The organism is Undibacterium hunanense (assembly GCF_014284335.1).
GTDB classification, from domain to species: Bacteria; Pseudomonadota; Gammaproteobacteria; order Burkholderiales; family Burkholderiaceae_D; genus Undibacterium; species Undibacterium hunanense.
On the sequence record NZ_JACOGF010000005.1, the window covers coordinates 157,295 to 177,489 of the forward strand.

At 53.5% G+C, this 20,195-nt stretch carries 18 protein-coding genes; 10 read left to right on the forward strand and 8 right to left on the reverse strand.

The genetic code is table 11. The features are described from left to right. The first annotated feature begins 236 nt into the window (after positions 1 to 236). From mrtJ to trxB, 7 genes are all read left to right on the forward strand, one after another. A complete protein-coding gene (gene mrtJ / locus H8L32_RS11815; protein ID WP_186947434.1) occupies positions 237 to 560 on the forward strand; it encodes a JDVT-CTERM system glutamic-type intramembrane protease MrtJ in 324 nt (107 codons plus the stop codon). A gap of 29 nt (positions 561 to 589) precedes the next feature. Then, positions 590 to 2,776 (forward strand): choice-of-anchor D domain-containing protein, encoded by a 2,187-nt coding sequence (locus H8L32_RS11820; protein ID WP_230412172.1) that lies wholly within the window; start codon positions 590 to 592, stop codon positions 2,774 to 2,776. Between the two features lie 57 nt (positions 2,777 to 2,833). Continuing rightward, on the forward strand, positions 2,834 to 3,355 hold the full coding sequence (locus tag H8L32_RS11825; protein WP_230412173.1) for a TlpA family protein disulfide reductase: 522 nt from the start codon (positions 2,834 to 2,836) through the stop codon (positions 3,353 to 3,355). Further along, entirely contained in the window at positions 3,352 to 3,603 is a 252-nt protein-coding gene (locus H8L32_RS11830; protein WP_230412174.1) for a DUF4266 domain-containing protein, read from the forward strand. Before H8L32_RS11825 ends, H8L32_RS11830 begins: the two co-directional genes overlap by 4 nt. Positions 3,604 to 3,618: 15 nt before the next feature. Next, a complete protein-coding gene (locus tag H8L32_RS11835) occupies positions 3,619 to 4,830 on the forward strand; it encodes a DUF3570 domain-containing protein (RefSeq protein ID WP_186947436.1) in 1,212 nt (403 codons plus the stop codon). Positions 4,831 to 4,984: 154 nt separating this feature from the next. Further along, complete coding sequence (dsbD, locus tag H8L32_RS11840; RefSeq protein WP_186947437.1) at positions 4,985 to 6,862, forward strand: protein-disulfide reductase DsbD; 1,878 nt, start codon at positions 4,985 to 4,987, stop codon at positions 6,860 to 6,862. A gap of 26 nt (positions 6,863 to 6,888) precedes the next feature. Further along, a complete protein-coding gene (trxB, locus tag H8L32_RS11845) occupies positions 6,889 to 7,854 on the forward strand; it encodes a thioredoxin-disulfide reductase (protein ID WP_186947438.1) in 966 nt (321 codons plus the stop codon). 169 nt (positions 7,855 to 8,023) lie between these two features. Here the strand turns inward: trxB and H8L32_RS11850 are convergent, their stop codons facing one another. Then, positions 8,024 to 8,692, reverse strand: a complete 669-nt coding sequence (locus tag H8L32_RS11850) for a GntR family transcriptional regulator (RefSeq protein ID WP_186947439.1) — start codon at positions 8,690 to 8,692, stop codon at positions 8,024 to 8,026. A gap of 466 nt (positions 8,693 to 9,158) precedes the next feature. Between H8L32_RS11850 and H8L32_RS11855 the strand changes: the two genes are divergently transcribed. Then, positions 9,159 to 9,926, forward strand: coding sequence for an AraC family transcriptional regulator (locus tag H8L32_RS11855; protein WP_230412175.1), 768 nt, complete (start codon positions 9,159 to 9,161; stop codon positions 9,924 to 9,926). Positions 9,927 to 9,963: 37 nt separating this feature from the next. Here the strand turns inward: H8L32_RS11855 and H8L32_RS11860 are convergent, their stop codons facing one another. After that, positions 9,964 to 10,902 (reverse strand): 4-hydroxyproline epimerase, encoded by a 939-nt coding sequence (locus H8L32_RS11860; protein ID WP_186947440.1) that lies wholly within the window; start codon positions 10,900 to 10,902, stop codon positions 9,964 to 9,966. Positions 10,903 to 11,054: 152 nt separating this feature from the next. Further along, positions 11,055 to 11,612, reverse strand: coding sequence for an SRPBCC family protein (locus H8L32_RS11865; protein ID WP_222619328.1), 558 nt, complete (start codon positions 11,610 to 11,612; stop codon positions 11,055 to 11,057). 286 nt (positions 11,613 to 11,898) lie between these two features. On the opposite strand from H8L32_RS11865, the gene H8L32_RS11870 reads away from it, so the two are divergent. Beyond that, positions 11,899 to 13,893 (forward strand): TonB family protein, encoded by a 1,995-nt coding sequence (locus tag H8L32_RS11870; RefSeq protein ID WP_186947441.1) that lies wholly within the window; start codon positions 11,899 to 11,901, stop codon positions 13,891 to 13,893. A gap of 26 nt (positions 13,894 to 13,919) precedes the next feature. On the opposite strand, the gene H8L32_RS11875 is transcribed toward H8L32_RS11870, so the two are convergent. Together H8L32_RS11875 and H8L32_RS11880 are read right to left on the reverse strand one after the other, a co-directional pair. Then, on the reverse strand, positions 13,920 to 14,819 hold the full coding sequence (locus H8L32_RS11875; protein WP_186947442.1) for a PhzF family phenazine biosynthesis protein: 900 nt from the start codon (positions 14,817 to 14,819) through the stop codon (positions 13,920 to 13,922). A gap of 121 nt (positions 14,820 to 14,940) precedes the next feature. Continuing rightward, positions 14,941 to 16,221: a hypothetical protein gene (locus tag H8L32_RS11880; RefSeq protein WP_230412176.1), complete on the reverse strand. Its 1,281-nt coding sequence runs from the start codon at positions 16,219 to 16,221 to the stop codon at positions 14,941 to 14,943. Positions 16,222 to 16,334: 113 nt separating this feature from the next. On the opposite strand from H8L32_RS11880, the gene H8L32_RS11885 reads away from it, so the two are divergent. Next, positions 16,335 to 16,955, forward strand: a complete 621-nt coding sequence (locus tag H8L32_RS11885) for a tRNA-uridine aminocarboxypropyltransferase (RefSeq protein WP_186947443.1) — start codon at positions 16,335 to 16,337, stop codon at positions 16,953 to 16,955. Positions 16,956 to 16,970: 15 nt separating this feature from the next. On the opposite strand, the gene H8L32_RS11890 is transcribed toward H8L32_RS11885, so the two are convergent. From H8L32_RS11890 to H8L32_RS11900, 3 genes are all read right to left on the reverse strand, one after another. Next, the gene (locus H8L32_RS11890) at positions 16,971 to 17,303 is read right to left on the reverse strand and encodes a hypothetical protein (RefSeq protein WP_186947444.1); all 333 of its coding nucleotides are present in this window, start codon (positions 17,301 to 17,303) and stop codon (positions 16,971 to 16,973) included. Positions 17,304 to 17,408: 105 nt separating this feature from the next. After that, positions 17,409 to 17,852 carry a nuclear transport factor 2 family protein gene (locus H8L32_RS11895; protein WP_186947445.1) on the reverse strand — a complete coding sequence of 148 codons (444 nt, stop codon included), beginning with the start codon at positions 17,850 to 17,852 and terminating at the stop codon, positions 17,409 to 17,411. Positions 17,853 to 18,123: 271 nt separating this feature from the next. Continuing rightward, positions 18,124 to 20,106, reverse strand: a complete 1,983-nt coding sequence (locus H8L32_RS11900) for an OPT family oligopeptide transporter (RefSeq protein WP_186947446.1) — start codon at positions 20,104 to 20,106, stop codon at positions 18,124 to 18,126. Positions 20,107 to 20,195: the final 89 nt, after the last annotated feature.

The window sequence follows — 20,195 nt, forward strand, 5'->3', positions numbered from 1 at the left end:
TTTGAACCAATTCGAATGAATGGCGCATTAACCGCTTGAAACAAACGGAGAGGTCTATTTTTTTATGTCGTCACACATGAAAAAAGAAACTGCTGTGGCCATGCGTGAACTCGTATTTCAGATCACCGGAACGACGCGCGCAATTTTTTTAAATCAGCATGGCAGGACGGTAAATGCTTGAACAGGCGAATGTGATTTTTCCTTTTTTTGTTCAGCATGCGATGTGCGGAAATCAAATGCGTGCGCCTGATGTGGGCGTGTTGTTGCGGCTGCTGTTGCTGGCGCCGGTATTGGAAGAGCTAGTGGTGCGTGCTGGTCTGCAGCAGTACCTGACAGGGCAGTTCCGGCAATCTGGTGTCAATGCGACCTGGTTACCGGTAGTGATATCAGCGACGGTGTTCAGCGCACTGCATGTGGCAGCAGGCTGGACGATGGTGGCAGCGATTTTTGTGCCCGGCCTGTTGCTGGCGATGCTGTACCAGTGGACGCGTGACTGGCGGCTGTGCGCGTTAATGCATGCCGTCTTCAATGGAATGGCTCTTGGTGTTTGCATGCAGTGACCTATTTTAATCATTGAAGGGAAACTATGATGAAGTTGAATTTTCGTTTTACTCGCTTATTGCGACAGGCTGGTGTGCTGGGTGCGGCCTTAACTGCAGGTATCGCCATTGAACTGGCAACCGGCATGTCGGCGGCCTATGCTGCCGATGCCTTGAATGGTAAAAGCCTGTACCTGAATGGCCCGGTTTCTGGCGGTACCAGTTGTACTGCCTGCCACGGTGCCAGCCCCGCCAATAACGTCAACGGTATTTTGCGGGGTGCGAATAATCCGACGGAAATCAGCAATGCCTGGGCCCAGAACAAGGGTGGCATGGGCACTTTATATAACAATAAATTCAGCCAGGCAGAAATCGCAGATCTGGCCGCATTTATTGGTAACCCCAGTGTCGCCGCCGGCCCGATTGCAAGCGTATCACCAGCCAGCCTTAGCTTTAATGGTACGACGATAGGCCAGACCAGTACGGCACTCAGCACCACAGTCAGTAACACCGGCTCTGCCGCATTGAACATCACAGCCATCGCGCTGACTGGCGGTAGCAGCGGTGACTTCAGCCTGGCTGGTGGCAGTTGCGCAGCGGGTGCTGCACTGGCCCCTGCCGCGACCTGTACTGTGTTGGCTACCTTCAAGCCGACAGCGCAAGGCACTCGCAGCAGCAGCATCAGCATCAGCCACAATGCAACTGGTGGATCCAGCCTGGTCAGCCTCAGTGGTACCGGCAATGCCGCTGCCCAGGCCGGTGTGGCAGTGTCTGCCACCAGCCTTAACTTTGGTTCAGTTCTGGTGAATGCGGCATCGGCAGCACAGACCATCACGATCACCAATAGCGGTCAGGCAGCCCTGAATTTCAGTTCCATCGGACTGACTGGCACGAACGCCGCCATCTTTGCCCTGGGCGGTAGCTGCAGCACACAAACTGCCGTTGCTGCCGGTGGCCAATGTACGGTAACCGTACAGGCTACCCCAGCTACAGCCGGCGCTTTTGCTGCGGCATTGAATATCGCTTCGAATGCTTCGAACGGTAGTGTTGTCGTCAGCCTGGCCGGTAGCGGCGCTGCTGCCACCCCTGCCATCAGCGCAACGCCAAGCGTGCTTGCCTTTGGTGCGCAGACCGTTGGTGGTAATCCTGTCACGCAGCAGATCAGTCTGTCAAACACAGGTAACGTGGCGCTGACACTGTCATCTGTCAAAGTCAGTGGTTCATCAGCGATTGTGATCGGTACGGGCGGTACCTGCGGTAGCAGCCTTGCAGTGGGTGCCAGTTGCAATGTACCTGTGGTATTCACACCGGCGACGGAAGGTGATGCAAGCGCCAGCCTGGCGGTGACTTCGAACGCCGCAGCATTGCAGGTGGCCATCACTGGCACGGCAACCAGCAAGGCAGTCGCCAAGCCCGTGTTGTCTGATACTGGCACCGTGCAATTTACCGATACCCAGGTAGGTGTCAGCTCGGTCAAGCATACGACAACGCTCAGCAATACCGGTACGGCTGCATTGAAGATCACCAGCCTGGTATTGAACGGCAGCCAGCTCAATGACTTTTCACTGGCAGGTACTTGCGCCGTTAATGGCACAGTCAGTCCGGCGGCCAGCTGCACCATAGATACGACCTTCAAACCGACCAGTGCCGGCAGTAAAACCGCAGATGTGCTGGTGGTGACTGATGGTGGTGCGCAACTGAGTGTTCGCCTGGCGGGTACTGGCGTTGCCATCCCTGTCAAGACAGTGACGCTGAACATCAATCCGCAATCTTTTGACTTCGGTTCCGCCACGATAGGCAGTGCCAGCCTGGTCAAACGCTTCACGCTCAGCAACCCAAGCACCAGTGCCATCGCCCTGACCAATGCTGCCTTCACCGGGCCGTATGCCGCAGTGGTGGACAGTGCATCCTGCCCACGCTTCCCGTTCAGCCTGCAGGCGAATACTTCTTGTGAACTGGTGGTGAGCTATACACCGGCAAATGCAGGTGCTAACAACGGCAGTGTCGTCATCAGTTCATCTGACACCACCACGACCTGGAGCATTTCCCTGGCTGCCACGGCAGTGACTGCCACAGTGCCTGTCGTGACCGGCAATGTGCCCAGGAATGAAGGCGGCGGTGGTTGCTCGGTCGCCCGTGATGGCAATGACCCGATGTTGCCTGTTCTGGTAATGCTGGCTGCGGCAGTCATCGTCTGGCGCCGACGTCAGGCCCGCCAAGGCGCGACGCAAAAGTAATAATGGAAGCCGGACCGCGGTCCGGCTTTTCTGATTTAAAAGAAAAGAGGTTGAACGATGAAATTTACGTTACATATGAATAAAAAACGCGTAAGCCAGTTGTTGTCTGGCCTGGCTGCCACATTGCTGGTGAGCTCGGCAATGGCACTCGACAAAGGTAGCGCAGCACCCGCATTCGATCTGAGTGGCGCAGAAGGAAATGTCAGCCTGTCGAAGTACCAGGGCAAGCTGGTGTACCTGGATTTCTGGGCGTCGTGGTGCGGACCTTGCCGCCAGTCTTTTCCATGGATGAATGAATTGCAAGCCAAATACGGTAGCCAGGGTTTGCAAATTATCGGCGTCAATCTGGATCAAAAAAATGAGGATGCGCGTCAGTTCCTGGTCACCACACCGGCCCGCTTTGTGGTGGCATTTGACCCCGCCGGAACTACGCCACGCAGCTATGGCGTCAAAGGCATGCCAAGCAGTGTGCTGATTGGTCCGGATGGAAAGATCCTGTTTGAACATGCGGGCTTCAAGGACGCCGATAAAAGCGCACTGGAAGCAAAAATAAAATCTTCGCTGGGAGCCATCAAATGAAGTCACGCCTGAACACCATGTTTAAAAAAACTGCCAGCCTGCTGCTGATCGGCAGCAGTGTACTTGCCACATCCGGATGCAGCCTGATCAAGGTTGTGCAACCGTGGGAAAAAGGCACGCTGGCAAAGCCGGAAATGACATTTGAAGGCGACAGACTCGAGTCCCGCTACAGCGAACACATCTACACCAGCCGCGAAGCGGCATCCGGTGGTGCCGGTGTGGGTGGCGGTGGTTGTGGTTGCAACTAATCAGAGAATTCCGACATGAATAAAATAACTGCTCCTCTTTCTGTTTCGACTTTATCTGAAACATCGCCAGCGTCAGCTACATCAGCAAATGTTGAATCGCAAGCCATAGGTGCTGCATTGCTGACTGCAGCCATGTTGTTGCCCGGCCTGGGCGTGGGCGTAGCGCGTGCCGAAACACCGCCAGAACATGCCAGCCTCAGTCTCAAATACCTGAACTATGAAGAAAAACAGGCTGGACTGAAACGCATTACCGCCAATTCTCCTTCACTGTCCCTGATTACCCCGCTGGGTTCAGAATGGTCGCTGGATGCGACCCTGACGTCAGATGATGTGTCTGGCGCATCGCCGCGTTACCATACCGCGATTTCTGGCGCTTCCCGCATGAATGACCAGCGCACGGCCGGTGACGTGGCGTTTACCCGCTACTTTCCGCGTGCCAGCCTGACAGTGGGTACGGCCTATTCAACCGAGCATGATTATGAGTCACGCGCCTTGTCGCTGACCGGTACGTATTCCAGTGAAGACAAGAACACCACCTGGACCGCCGGCTTGGGTGGCAGCCATGACCGCATCAACCCCACCAACCTGATCGTCAAAAACGAAACCAAAAAAACCATCAGCCTTATGGCCGGTGTGACGCAGGTCATCACTGCGCAGGATATCGCGCAATTGACGCTCAGCCATAGCCGGGGTGAAGGTTATTTTTCCGATCCTTACAAGGCGCTGGATAACCGTCCCAGAGAGCGCAACCAGACTACCGTACTGGCGCGCTGGAATCATCACTTTCTGGACACCGGTGGTACCGGTCGTTTCAGTTATCGCTATTACAGCGACAGCTATGATGTAAAGGCGCATACGCTGACGGCGGAATATGTGCAGCCCCTGTCGCAAGGCTGGACCGTCACACCGTCGCTGCGCATGTATTCGCAAAGTGCGGCCAGTTTCTATTTTGATCCGGTCTACGATGCCAAACTGGGCGCGCCTTTCCCGCCGGGTTATGTGTTTTCTTCTAACCAGCTCAACTCTGCTGATCAGCGTTTGTCAGGCTTTGGTGCACTCACCTTCGGCATCAAAGTGAGCAAGCAACTGACACGTGACTGGACGGTAGACGTGAAACTGGAAAACTATGAACAACGCGGTAACTGGCGTCTGTTCCACAAGGGTAGTCCAGGACTGGCAGCACTGGAAGCGCAAAGCATACAACTGGGTATCAGCAAGCAGTGGTAGATGCCTGACAGCAATTAGAACGCATCTCATCCTATTTATGAAATGAGTTCTAATGATTACGCGCCATGCGTGGTGCGGGACTGTCTACGCCCTGACTATCCTGCATCAGCAAATAGACCCAAAGATTTACTGCCCCAAAAATTCGGGAGTTTGAATGAAACATAATTTTTTCTATAAATGGTTTTCCGCATTGTTGCTCTTGCTGATGTGTGGTTTTTCACAGCATGCAGCGGCAGCAGACGACTTCCTGGATCCGGAACAGGCCTTCAAGTTGCAAGCTGAATTGCGCGACGCGAAAACCCTGGTGCTGTCCTGGACGATTGCCAAGGATTACCACCTCTACCGCGAGCGTCTGAGCTTCAATGCAACGGAACCGGGCATCACTTTGGGTGCGCCTAAACTACCGGATGGCATACGCAAATTTGATACGACCTTCAATAAGGAAGTAGAGACCTATGCAGACCGTCTGCTGGTGGAATTGCCCATCACCAAAGCTGACAAGGTGTTTACGCTGAAGGTGGGTTATCAGGGTTGTGCCGATGCTGGTCTCTGTTATCCACCGGCAGAACAACACTATCGTGTTGATACTTCTACACCCGGAAAATTGACACTTCAAGCGGTAGATGCGACAACAGCAGTATCGACGACGCCAGCAGTGGCGGCCACTGCTACTGCCACTGCGCCAGCCGCCAGCGAATCTGCTCACAAGGAAGATGACAGCTCGTTGGCCCAGCGCACGCTGCAAAGTGGCAGCCTGTGGCGCATAGGCATGGCATTCCTGGTATTTGGCTTACTGCTGTCATTTACGCCTTGTGTCTTGCCCATGGTGCCGATCTTGTCATCGATTATTGTGGGTGAGGGTAATGTCTCGCGTGGCCGTGGTTTCATGCTGGCGCTGGCGTATTGTCTGGGTATGGCCCTGGTGTACACCTTGCTGGGTGTGGCTGCCGGTCTGGCTGGTGAAGGCCTGGCGGGGGCATTGCAAAAGCCCTGGGTATTGCTGACCTTTGGAGCTTTGCTGATTGGTCTGGCGTTGTCCATGTTTGATGTCTATCAATTGCAATTGCCTGGCGGTCTGCAAAGCCGGCTGAGTCAGGCCAGTGGCAACTTCAGCGGTGGCAAGTTCCTTGGTGTGTTTGTGATGGGCGCACTGTCTGCGTTGATCGTTGGCCCATGCGTGGCGGGGCCACTGGCTGGTGCCTTGCTGTACATCAGCCAGACCCGCAATGTATTGATCGGTGCCTGGGCGCTGTTTTCCATGGCGGTAGGTATGAGCGTGCCATTGTTGTTGACAGGTATCTCTGCCGGCAGCCTGTTGCCACGCGCAGGTGCCTGGATGAATCAGGTCAAGAAACTGTTTGGTCTGTTGTTGATTGCTGTTGCCATCTGGATGGTCAGCCCGGTGTTTCCGGTCAAGGTCATGATGGCGGTATGGGGTGGCTTTGCGATTTTGTGTGCCGTGTTTTTGCATGTGTTTGATGCATTGCCAGCCGGTGCAGGCTTGCGTGCCTATGTGGCAAAGGCACTGGGGATCAGTTTTCTGTTCCTGGGTTTGTTTGAACTCATCGGTGCCGCCAGCGATGGCAAGGATGTATTGCAGCCTTTGGCCCATTTGCGCGGTACAGCGAATGCTGCACAAATGGCCGACGCGGGTTCAGCGGGAAACCATGCGGAAAATAAATTTACCCGCATCAAAAGCGTCGCCGAACTGGATGCTGCTCTGGCTGCGACCAACACACCTGTGATACTGGATTTTTATGCTGACTGGTGTGTGTCCTGCAAAGAGATGGAACGTTTCACTTTCTCCGAACCCAAGGTCAGCGAACAACTGAAGCAGGTACGCCTGCTGCAAGTGGACGTAACCGCCAACAGCGATATGGAAAAAGCATTGATGAAACGTTTTTCATTGTTTGGCCCGCCAGGCATCATCCTGTTTGACCGCAGCGGCAAGGAAGTGCCGGACAGCCGCATCATTGGCTACCTGGAACCTGAACGTTTCGTACAACATTTGTCACGCCATTTTGCGCTGTAAAATCAACTCATTCCAGATTGCCTAGTATGACCAATACTCCCGTACCCGCATCCACACCCAAACACGCACATGTATTAATTCTTGGCTCTGGCCCCGCAGGCTATTCTGCTGCCGTGTATGCAGCCCGTGCCAACCTGAAACCCGTGCTGATCACCGGTGTCGAGCAAGGTGGCCAACTGATGACTACCACTGATGTCGAAAACTGGCCCGCCGACCCTATGGGCGTGCAAGGGCCGGAATTGATGCAGCGCTTCCTGCAACATGCAGAGCGCTTCAATACCGAAATCATTTTTGATTACATCCACACCGCCAAACTGGATGAAAAACCGATACGCCTGATCGGCGACCAGGCGCAATACACCTGTGATTCACTGATCATCGCCACCGGCGCATCGGCCCAATACCTGGGCCTGCCGTCTGAACAGGCCTTCATGGGCAAAGGCGTGTCTGCCTGTGCTACCTGTGATGGCTTCTTTTATCGCGGCAAGGAAGTGGCCGTCGTTGGTGGCGGCAATACAGCGGTTGAAGAAGCGCTGTACCTGTCGAATATCGCCAGCAAGGTGACAGTGATCCATAGGCGTGACAAGTTCCGTGCCGAAGCGATTCTGATCGATCGTCTCATGGCCAAGGTGGCTGAAGGCAAGATTGAAGTCAAATGGAACCATACGCTGGATGAAGTGGTGGGTGATGAATCCGGCGTGACCGGCATCAAGGTCAAGGCAGCCGACGGTACAGTTACCCCCATCACCCTGCACGGTGTGTTCATCGCGATTGGTCACAAGCCGAATACCAGCATTTTTGAAGGGCAGCTGGAAATGCATAACGGCTACATCAAGACACGTACCGGTACCGAAGGCATGGCAACGGCCACCAATGTACCAGGCGTGTTTGCTGCCGGTGACGTGCAGGACCATGTGTATCGCCAGGCCATCACCAGCGCAGGCACAGGTTGCATGGCTGCGCTGGATGCACAGCGCTTTTTGGAAACTTAGAACCTGTTCACGATCTGTAGCGAGCGGGCGTCAACGGGATCAGCGGGGTAAGGATAACTAAGCGCAGCGCCAAAAAGCGAAATGTACTCTGGTACATGAGCATTTTGAGCAGCGCATGAGCCCCGCGTGGTCTCTGATTACACCCGTGCTTAAGATCGTGATCAGGTCCTTAACCGATGACCTTGCGGGCGAAGGATTCCAGATAATCCATCAGACCGTCAGCCGCCTTGGCTGACTGTTCTTCATTGCCTTTTGCAATCGCCTTGGCGACCAGCATATGGCAGCGCGCACCTTCTTCAATATCGCCTTCATGCTGGAAGGCGTACCAGAAACGGCGGCACTTGATGATCAGTGGGACCACGGCAGACACCGCAGACGGGTTGCGGCAGGCTTCGTGCACGACATGGTCTAGAGCCTGGTCGGCAGCCATGTAGTCATTCAAGTCATTGCGTTTGGCGGCAACCAGCATTTTGTCGGCGCATTCTATGATGTCTTTGCGATGTTGCGGCGTGGCGCGGCGGGCAGCGCTGGCGGCAATCAGACGTTCGATGACGCGGCGGGTTTCTATCAGCGTCATGTGTTCGGCAGCTTCAATATCACTGATGATCAGGCCACGACGTGGCATTTGCAAAATCAGGCCATTGGATGACATGCGCATCAGTGCTTCGCGCAAGGGCGTGCGGCCCAGGCCGGTTCTTTCCACCAGTTCAGACTCCACCACCGGTGAACCAGGTTTCAGTTGCAGCGTGACGATCATGCTTTCGATGGCATCATAAGCCACATCGGCTGCACGCAGCTTGGGAGTGAAAGTCAGAATTTTTTCAGAAGTAGCAAGCATCAGATATCCATGTTCTGTATTTTGTATGGATTTTACCTATTTGAATGCGAATTTTACCTTGTAAAATGCGGTCATTATCAAATTCTGCGTGTTTTCCTATAAGTATTCCTGATTTTTGCCATATTGGAATATATTCAATTGCCAGAATTTGCCATGCGTTGTTGAGTTTTTCCCATAAATTACACAGAAATCAGCATACTTATGGTTTGCAGGCCGTGGTTTAGGTTATGCTTTCTTTGTCAAATATAATATTAATATATTTAAATTGTTGTTTGTGGCGCTAAATATCAGGCTGAGGCAGGTTTGTAGCAGTCGCTTTTTTTGCTTTGCTTTTTTATCTTGTTTTGTTATTTTTTATGGATTTACCCAAAGCACATGGCAGCGCATGCCTGATTGACCACCAGCAAGCGTTATGCTGGTCAGCCGGTGCGGCGGAGGTTGTCCTGCTTTATTGTGGAGTGATTAATTGACACCGCATGCATCAACTTTTCCTGCGCAGGAAAAACGTCAGCAACTGGCCAGCCAACTGGCAAATGTATTTTTTTCTGAAGCCCTGTTCGATGTGATGTCTGACATTGTGTTTTTTGTCAAAGACCTGGAAGGGCGTTATCTGGTGGTGAACCATACTCTGGTGCGTCGTTGCGGCATGCGTGACAAGGATGCCTTGATAGGCAAGCGGGCAGAGCAGGTATTTCCCGCTTCACTGGCCGCCAGCTATGCCGCGCAAGATGCGCTGGTACTGGGGGGGAAGAAAGAAATCCATGATCAGCTGGAACTGCATCTGTATCCTAACCGTACACCCGGCTGGTGCCTGACCCAAAAAATCCCACTGCGCGATGTGCGTCACCAGATTGTTGGCATGACTGGCATTTCACGCGACCTGGCCATGCCGGATCAGCGTCACCCTGTGTATGCCAAGATAGCCGCAGCAGTCAAACACCTGCATCAAAATTATACGCAGACGGTTGCCATGGCCGACCTGGTGAAGCTGACCGGTTTATCGGTGGCTCAGCTGGAACGTAATTTTCACAAAATATTTTCACTGACGCCACGTCAGATGATGGTCAAGATACGGCTGGATGCCGCATCCAGTATGCTGGCAGAATCAACGCTGAGCATCACCGACGTTGCCGTCGCTTGCGGCTATCAGGACCACAGCGCGTTTTCGCGCATCTTCAAGGCGACGGTAGGAATGACTCCCAGCGATTACCGCGATGTGGTGCGCAGGGACTGACTAATTTGGCAGGTACAACGTCGCAGGTAACATGGGTTTAGTGTATGCCCCACACAAAAGGATCGCGTTCATCCAGCAGCAGGCTGGCTTCGGCATTAACAAAGGCACTGCCGCGCAGGCTGGGTAACAGCTTGCCGTCATCCGCCATACGGTAAGACGCTTCAAATACGCTGCCGATGATGCTTTCCTGACGCCAGATCTGACCCTCTGCTAGTTTGTCATCTGCCGCCAGGCAAGCCAGCTTTGCGCTGGTGCCAGTGCCACAAGGTGAACGGTCATATGCCTTGCCCGGGCAAAGCACAAAGTTGCGGCTGTGATTCTCTGCTGATGCAGGGGCACCAAACAATTCTATGTGGTCAATCAGCGCACCGCCATCGCCCGTGATTTTATCGGCTTCCAGCGCTGTTCTGACACGCCAGCTAAAGTCGGTCAGTACATCGACATTATCCAGCCGCAGATCTTGCCCATGCTGATTGATGAGGAAAAACCAGTTGCCACCCCAGGCAATATCACCTGTGACCAGACCGTAACCAGGCACATCCACCTGCACACCCTGGCGGTAGCGGTAGGCGGGAACATTATGTACCGTCACGGTGTGGTCGGCATGCAGTTCGGCTTCTACAATACCCACCGGGGTTTCTATGCGGTGCTTGCCTGTACTTATTTTGCCCTGATGCGCCAGCGTGACGATAAAGCCTATCATGCCGTGACCACACATGCCGAGATACCCGACATTATTGAAAAAGATAAGGGCCGCCGTGCAGGACGCATCTTGCGGCGCGCAGGCCAGCGCACCGACGATGACATCCGAACCGCGCGGTTCACATACCGTCGCCCGTCGATAATGATCAAACTGCTCGCGAAAAACCTGCAGGCGTTCTGCCATGCTGCCTTGCCCCAGATCCGGGCCACCATCCACGATGATGCGGGTAGGTTCGCCGCCGGTATGAGAATCAATAACTGTAATTTTCTTCATGTCGTTTTACCGTAATGGTGTCGTAAGGATGTTGCAACGCTGCGGTTTAGAGGTGATAGCAGAACTGCAGCATAGTGCATACGCGCCGCTGCTGTCTTGACATGAAATCAAATAGACCGTGACGAAATCGGCACAATGTCAGCGCAGACGATTTAATCCGGTTTGCCCGTATTCACAAGGTTTTTATACCGGGTCAATTGCTCACCCAGCATGCCGTCTGCTGCCGGTGCCATCTTGTCAAAACCGGCTGGCATATAACCACCAACGCTATAGGTCAACACCAGTTTGCTGAGTGCCTTGCCGGTTTCTGTCGCTTTGATGGCACTGAAATCCCAGGTCATGCTGCCTGCCAGGCCAGAACCCTGCATGGGGCCCAGGGCCCCGGTCATGCGCAGGGTTTTGCCGGGGGCGACATACACCACGCTCAGATGCTGGACACCGCCACCATTCGGCAGTTTTTCGCAAAAGCAGCCACCGGGACGGGCATCAATGCTCAGGTTTTTCGCATTCTGTGAGTAAGTGTGAGACGGGTTCCACCATGTGCTGACCTGGTTGACCATCTGGTCATAAGCCTGTTCAGCGGGAACATTCAACTGCACCTCATGTCGTATCAGAAAGCCGTTGGGGCTGATATTGATTACTTCAGCCGAGGTATGACTTGTGACAAAAAATAATGCACAAAAAGCAAATGAGATGGATGTGAAGTTCATGGCGATTTCCTTTTGGGTTTCTTCTTGCGCTTTTTCCTGATCGCGGTGTTTTAGAGGCAGATGTGTGGACGTTGTGGAAACGATGGCAACTTCAGCAATATCCACACATAACAAAGCTGGTTTGACTACATGATTACCAAAGGTTTTTCATAGAATATATCATCCTCAGTCAGGCTGACAGATGGTAAAGTAGGGGTCGCAAATTTGCCGTGCGATAATCCCGGCAGACATAAGGAATTTTTATACTTGTTGCATGAATCTGTTTCCAGCCAAAAATGAGCACACGATGCCTGAGGAGATCAAAAAACGCCTGACCGGCGGTTTGATCATCTCGCTATTGATCCATGCATTTGTGCTTTCACTGCAATTTGGCTTGCCTGGCCTGGGCTTGCCTGAACTGGAAGCCCCATGGAACAAGCGCAGGGCAGAGACCCCTGCCATCAGTATACAAATTGCCAATCCGGTAGCACCAGCGGCACCTGCTGATAATCCGGCTGCCAGCCCGGTTAATTCTGTCAGTTCACCTGTTCCACCTGCTTCACCAACGCCTGTTCCTCCCGTATTTGTCAATCCACCTGTCACCTCCCCTGTTCCACAAGTGGCACCGCCAGTGACTGCAACCGATCGCATGGAAAGCAAGCAGGCAGTCGCCGGCATACAGTTGGTGGCACCGCAAAAAGCCGCACCCGTGCCAGCCGCTGTACCAGCCAAAGCTGCCAACAAGCCGCGTGCCAGCAAGAAAAACACGGCAGACGCAGCGCCATCCCTGCCAAAAACACGCAAGGTGCAGGCTCCCGATGTGCTGCGCCTGATTACACAGGATGCTTTTCATGACGACAGCTTTGTCGTGGCCGTACCCAATCCGGATGAAATTCCGAAAAAAGCCGAAGCTGAAACCGAACCCAAAAAACAGTTCGATGACATGACGCAGGAAGGTATAGACCAGGAGCAGGAAAAAATTGCCCGCGCCGCCGAGCAGGAAAAGAAACGCAAGCAGCGTGAAGAAAAAATGCGCAAGCAAGTTGATGAACTGGCCCAGAAAAATGCAGCAGATACCGCTAAACAGAACCAGCAACTGGCCAGACAGCTGGATGATGACAACCGCAAACAGGCTGATGAAGCAACGCGCAATCAGGCTGCTGCATTGGCTTTGCAAAAACAACTAGAAGCAGAAGAACAAAACCGCCGCGCGCAGCAAGAAGCTGTCCGTGCTGAAGAAATAAAACTGGCAGAGCAAAAACGTCAGACCGAACAAAAGCAACAGGATGAGCAGCGTCAGCAAGTACAACTGGCGCAAGCTGCACAGGCAATTCAGATAGCCCAGGCAGCCCAGCAGCAGCGTGAACAGCAAGCCCGTGAACAACAACTGGCAATGGAAGCACGCAAGCAGGAAGAGCAGCGCCAGCAAGCCGCCGTGGCCCGCCAAAAACAGGTGGATGAACAGCTGGCTAAAACCAGGGTTGAAGAACAACTGGTCAAACAGAAAGCAGAAGAACTGGCCGCCCGTCAAAAAACCGAAGAACAGGCCCGCCAGCGCGCCGAACAGGTCGCCGCAGAACAGCGCGAGCGTGAACTGGCACAGGCCGCCGCTGCGAAGGTGGCCGCAGCTAACGCGGCCGCAGCAGCAACAGCCGCCGCCAATGCTGCCGCTGCCAGTGCTGCAGCCGCATCAGCAGCCGCGAATGCAGCCAATGCCGCCGCAGCCAACCAGAATCAGGGGCAAAGCACAGGTCCCAACGCTAACGCCAGTGGCAGTAATCCTGGTGGTAGCACATCGAATGGCGACAAGGCGGGTGCCTTTGTCTTGCCGAAAAGTTTGTTGGGCAGTGACCTTGCCAATCGCGCTCGCGAACAGGCTCGTGGCCTGGATCTCTTGCGCGGATCGCCACCCGCAGCCAGCAGCAATGCCGAAGATAAACCGCGCCGTCGCAGTGTATTTGGCAGCATGGATAAAGATGTACCGGTGCAGATGTATATCGATAGCTGGAAACAGAAAATTGAACGCAACGGCAATCTGAATTATTCGCAAGTATCCAAAGACCGCGCACGTGGCGACCCGGTCGTGACGGTTTCCATACGCAGCGATGGCAGCATAGAAGACATCACCATCAACCGTTCCAGTGGACGGGCCGACATCGACGAGGCCGCCCGCAGAATCGCTCGTCTGAACGCCAAATACGCCGCCTTCCCGCCGAATATAGCGGCCCGCTACGACGTCATAGAAATTCGCCGTATCTGGAATTTTGATGAAAAGTTGAGGATTATTGAAGAGCTGCGCTAGGCAGTTTTTTCAGTGTCCTTAGTGGTTTAAGCTGGAATGTTGATCGTGCCATTGATGACGGTGATGCTGTGTCCACCTATCCATGGATGCTGATCCTGGTAATTGACTGCAACATGGCCATTGCGTTGTAGCAGGCTACCCTGGCGCACGCTGTAGGCGCTGTCATTGCCATCATGGATCACATGATTATCAGCGATTGCCTGTGCCTGCTTCACCCAGGCGATGCAGGCATTGGCGCTGCCGGTGACGGGGTCTTCTACCAGTTGCCCATATTCGGGAAGAATGGCCCTGACTTCAAAGTCGGTTGGGTCATCGATTTCATTCGGTCCATAGAGTGCAATGCCATCTGTGCCGCAATGTTCCACCAATTCTAAAAAAGCCTGGGCATTGGTCTGTATGTCCAGGCATTGCCGGGCCGATTCAAGGCGTACCACCAGCCATGAAATACCCATACTGGCGATGACCGCAGGCGCAGGAAAATCAACAGGCCGGATATTCAATGCGCGCGCCAGCAACGGGTAATCACGGTCATCCAGATTCACCAGTTCTGCCTGCGGCGCACGAAATGCCAGGCTGCCATCTGCGCGTATCTGCACAGATACCAGGCCGACCCCGCATTCCTGTGTGAGCATACCGTCAGACTTAGGCTGTAAGCCCGCTTCCAGCAAGGCGTGCGCCGTGCCCAGGGTAGGGTGACCGGCAAAAGGGAATTCAGATTCCGGTGAAAAAATGCGCACACGATAATCTGCTGCCGGGTCGGTCGCTGGTAAGACAAAAGTGGTTTCTGCCAGGTTGGTCCATCTGGCAATGGCCTGCATGTCAGCGTCAGACAGGCCTGCTGCATCCAGAATCACCGCCACCGGATTACCGCGAAATGGCACGCTGGTGAAGACATCAACCTGTTTGAAATGACGCTCTTTTTGCATGAGTTTTCCTGTCTCAGGGCAAACCAAGATTCAAGCTTAGAAAAATAAAACAGGCCCGTCACCGGTAGGGCTGCGCAAGCAAAGCAGGGCCAAACCGATTAACGGGCAACATCACAAATTGTCAGGGCAGGGCGGTAGGCTTTGCCAGATAGCTGGATGAATAGGTCTTGAACTGACCGCCATCGGTATTGATATTGGTCTGGTTGACTTCACCAGGGCTGAACACGGCACCGATGCCGCCCACCGCCACCATTTCGCTGGTATGCGTCAGGAAATAGCGCACGCGGTTGTCGCGCCACTTCAAGGCAGAACCAAACTGGCTGGATGGCACACCCAGCGGTGTTTGCCACCACAAGACCGGTAATTGCAGGCCCTGGTAATAGGTTTTGGCCAGCGCGAAATGTTCCTTGAAATTGGGCGAAGTGATATTCGCTTCATCCCAGTACCATGGCGTATCCAGACGGGTGCAATACGAAACTTGTGGTGTATTTTCAAAACAGCCAGCATCCCGGTCCAGGGTTTGCATGACGATGAAATCGGCTTTGTCTGCACCCAGCTTCTGCATATATGACAAGGCCGTTGTGTGCAGGTCGCCAAACAGCGCCGGCGGAAAACCCACATAGGCATTCGGCGCATATTTTCTGGCGATCTGCATCAGGCACTGTGCTATGCCGGTTACGCTGTTTTGCAGGGTACTGCAATCAGCATCAATATTTACCAGCGCAAATACGGTCGATGGGTCGGCATTATTGGATGCCCTTTGGGTGTAACCCCAAAAGTCAGGCTCAAAATTCACCAGCGCAGGTTTGCCATAGGTTTTCAGTTGCTGGAACAGCAGGCGGACATTGTTCCAGTAATTTTTCATGAAGGTGGTGTTGCTCAGGCCGGTCAGGTTACCGTCACCATTGCTGGCCATCTGGTACAGCGTGAACATGGGCACCGCACCCATGGTATCGGCGTTTTTGGCGACAATCTGCACATAGGCACCAGAAGGGCTGTTCCAGGTCGGCCAGGAACCATCACCCACGCCCACCAGGTATTGGTCATAAATATCGGGGGTAATGGCCTGTTTTTGAATATCAGCCAGCTCTGTCGTACCCAGACCCACCAGGAAGCGTGAAGGCTTGCCCAGCTTGACAGCCAGTGCTGCTGCTTTTTTCTCCAGCGTGATGACTGTGGTACCGGTTGTAGTGCCGGTCGTCGTACCTGTCCCGGTGGTGGTGCCAGTCGTGGTGCCCGTTGTAGTTCCGGTGGTGGTGCCGGTCGTTGTACCCGTGCCTGTTCCAGTGGTTGTGCCCGTTGTAGTTCCGGTTGTGGTGGTGGCTGCCGTAGAACCACCGCCGCCGCCGCAGGCACTGGTAACAAGCAACAGGCCGGTGGCCAGTAAATGAGGAATTTTCATAAAAGGGAGGCAGAGAACGTCAAGGTATCTGCTCATGATAGTCGAAGCCATCGCAGTCGGGATTAAACCGTCTTTAGCTTGCCGATAAAATAACAATCCTTCACAATGTTGACATGCTGAATCTTCCCGCCAAACGTAGCCTTTGCCCGCATTGCCGCCGGCCCGTCACTGCCTGTATTTGCCAATGGGTAACAAGTATTGCCAATATGCCAGAAGTGTTAATTTTGCAGCATACGCTGGAAGTGAATAACGCCAAAGGCAGCGCACGTCTGCTGCACCTTTGTTTGCAGACATCCAGTCTGGTGGAAGGAGAGCAGTTTGAAGACACACATCTGCGATCCTTGCTGCATGCCGGTGATAAACAGCCCGTCCTGCTGTATCCATCCACCACACACAATGATGCTGATGACTTGCAATATGAAGCACCAGAATTTTTATTGGCCGGGCAGACGTTGGCCAATCTGCGGCTGGTGGTACTCGACGCCACCTGGCGCAAAAGCCGCAAGATGCTGTACCTGAACCTGCTGCTGCAACAATTGCCCCGCCTGAGCCTGCAAGACATGCCAGCCTCACACTACCGCATACGCAAGGCGCATGCGCCAGATCAGTTATCGACGCTGGAGGCTACCTGTTATGCATTGATGCAACTGGAGCAGGATGAAGAAAAATATCAGGCGCTGTTGCAGGCTTTTGACGGGTTTGTGGGGCAGCAGATGGGGTTCAGACAAAGTTAAAAGTTAGCCAATGATTTATTCATAATCCCAAGGGCCCTGAATAAACACTTTACGGCCTTCCTGGAATTCCGCTACCCAGGTGTAGCGAAATTCTTCACCTAAACCTCTGGCCCCAAACCACGCGGACGGAAATAATGAAGCGATACTTTCGATCAATGAAAGCAAGTAGATACTATGCACATTGAAAGTTGCCTCGTAGTTTGAAAAAGCCGCGATCAGATCGCACAAGACATCTTTGTGAATTCCATCCTCAGTAAGGATTTTGATGATCTCATCAGACTTGCTTGATATGTCGGGGATATCATTTTCGCCAATGAATTGTATGTGCAGGATTGTTTGTTCACTCATGATTTTTATGGATAGTTTGAATTTTGCTCTTTTTTATAAGTCAAGTGAGATTAAGAGCGCCAATTATTGTTCATGCTATCAGTCATGTGTGAGTCTTAGATGTTTTTATTTCTTGTTTTCCTTGGGTTTGCTATACCAAAGCGCATTCACGATAATCCAGCGGTTTTCATATTTGCCCATGTGGAAGTAATCGACAAACCATGGTGTTTCCAGGCGTACTGATGCGGCTGTGTCGGTTACGTCGAGGACGGTGCAGGTACGGCTCCATTCTGCCCTGGGTGTTTTAAGGGCGCCTGCTTTGGTCAGGCCAACCAGTTCTTCTTTGGACATGCGCCGCAGGCCCAGGCGTTCATCCGGCGTGTCGCCAATCACTGAACGTTTGGCCAGGTCTGGATGCAGCGACCTGGCTACGCGTTTGGGGTCTGCTTCCAGTTGACCATCAATATAGTCATAGCAAGTCGCTTCGATGGCGGCCAGGGTTGCCGCATCGACGTTGGCGGCCGGGCTGGCAACCAGGGCAGCAGTGACAAGAAAAGTGGCGATGGGCATGGTCTGTCGTTCCTCTGTGAGTGAAATCTGAAATGAAACCTGATTTTAAATCTCGAATGTCCGTAGCGTGATGTTCGTAACATATACGGGGAATCGTCTTGCCTTGCTGATGCCTGAATGAATGGCGTCACTTTACCTTGACCTGCGATATCTGCATTTGTTCCTGAGATTTGATAAAGTTTTTTGCCGGATTGTCTGTTGTCAGGCGTTTTCAGCTGACCATAAAAAAGCCCCGCAAAAGCGGGGCTTGGAAAGTCAGCGTCTGATCAGATCAGATCAGTACATTGATAATCGCGTTACCTATACCTATCAATGCCGCACCAGAGATCAAACCGGCGCAGATAGGTTCGCAACCTTCTACCCAGAAATCATAGCCTTTGCTGCCAGGTGTGCTGTTGCGCTTACCCATCCACCAGAATATCGCTGCACCTATCCACATCGCCAGACAGGATTCTGGCGGCAGGATGACGCCCAGGCCGATGGAGACGGCGGACAGCGGGAAGCGGCCCTTGGTGAAGATGCGTGCACCTTCGATCAGGCTGGCGGCGACTGCTGCCACGATGATGGCGGTAATGGCGGAGGATGGCAGGCTGCTGAAGCCTTTGGCGATCAGTTCTGCCACGCCTTTCCATTGCATCGCGCCGGGGAAGGCAAACTTGTCGGACACGATGGTGGCGGTGGAACGCACGCCATTTGCATCAGGCGGCAAGAACAGCAGGAAGTACAGTGGTACGCACGCCAGTGCACCGGAGAAGATGCCGATGATATGGCCTATCGCCTGCTGTCTTGGTTTTGCACCCAGCATATAGCCAGGCTTGATGTCGGACAGCAGGTTGGATGCATTCGACGCCACTTCGGCAGTCATGCCGGCAGGGATGAGGTTGTTGGCTGGATTGGCACTGTCAATCGCACCCATGCTGAACTGCGTGATTTTTGACAGCGTGCTGGTCGGTGTCCAGGATGTCAGTGCCATGGCATTGGCGCAGATGATGGTCAGGATAAATACCAGCGGCAGGGTGATGATGGACATGATCCATGGCACGCCAAAGAAGGCATGTGTGGTCCATGCAGCCAGTATGCTGAAAATGGGGATGCCGATGTAGGAAATGATCAGCGGCACTTCGATATGATCCAGAATATTGCTGCCCTTGTCGGCAACCTTATTCTTGTCTGCCTTCTTGAAGATACTGGTGAACAGTTCGGGCTTGGCAGCCAGGCTGATGAAGGACGCCACCACCATCATGGATACCGCCCACCACAGGCCCCACTGATTGACGATTTCGGTGCGCGAGATAGGTACGATCTTGCCGCTAGGGGCGATGCGTTCGATGATGTCGCCACGCTGTATCATCCACGGTGCCAGAAAGACGAAGTTGATGATGGCACCCAGCAAGACGCTGCTGGCAACACGTATGCCCATCAGGCCGCCGACGCCCAGCATGGCAGCATCGAGGGTGAAACGCAGGCCCAGTGCACGGAAATCGGTACCGAGGATCTTGGGGATCAGTAAATCGTATTTGACGGCAGCGGTGTAATAGTAATGATCGACACGTTCCTGGAAATGCCAGGCTTCTGTCATGCTGGTCCATTTATCCATGCGCAGGATTTTGAACTGTATCAGCTTCATCCAGCCATCGCTGGTGATCATCTGGTAAATCGCAGTCCACATGGCGGTAAAGGCCATCAGGCGTGCCTTGTACATGCCGCTGGCCGCTTCGCCGGTATAGACGGCATCCAGCACCACGCCGCAGGCACGGCCTTCAGGAAAGGGCAGTTGGTCTTCATTGATGAAGCGGCGCTTCATGGGGAAGGCAACCAGCACGCCCAATATGGAGCAGACGCTCATCCACACCACCAGGTGCCACCAGGTGACCACAGTGCCGCTGATCAGCATATAGGCTGACAGCACGGTATTGAGCGGCATGGTCATGTAGCCAGCAGCGGTGGCAATGGATTGGGTGCAGTTGTTTTCAAGGATGGTGAAATCCTTGGCGATACCCAGATTGGCAAGTATCTTGAAAATCGCAAAGGCCAGGATGACGGATGTCAGGCCCACGCCTATGGTAATACCGGTTTTGGCACCGATGTACAAAGCGGTGGCAGACAGGATGCCGCCCAGCAGAAAACCGGTGAATGCCGAGCGTATGGTCAGTTGTGCCATATCGCCACGGTAAATATTGGTGAACCACCACTCGTCCTTTTGGGCGCGAGTCCAGGTCCGGATCTGCTCGTCGCTTAATTGTTGCAGCGCCATATTGTCTCCAAAACGGTTTGTCGGAATTGATGTGCCGGAATATCGGCCATGGGCAAGCGCTATTTTTCTGCAAGATCATTGCAAATTTG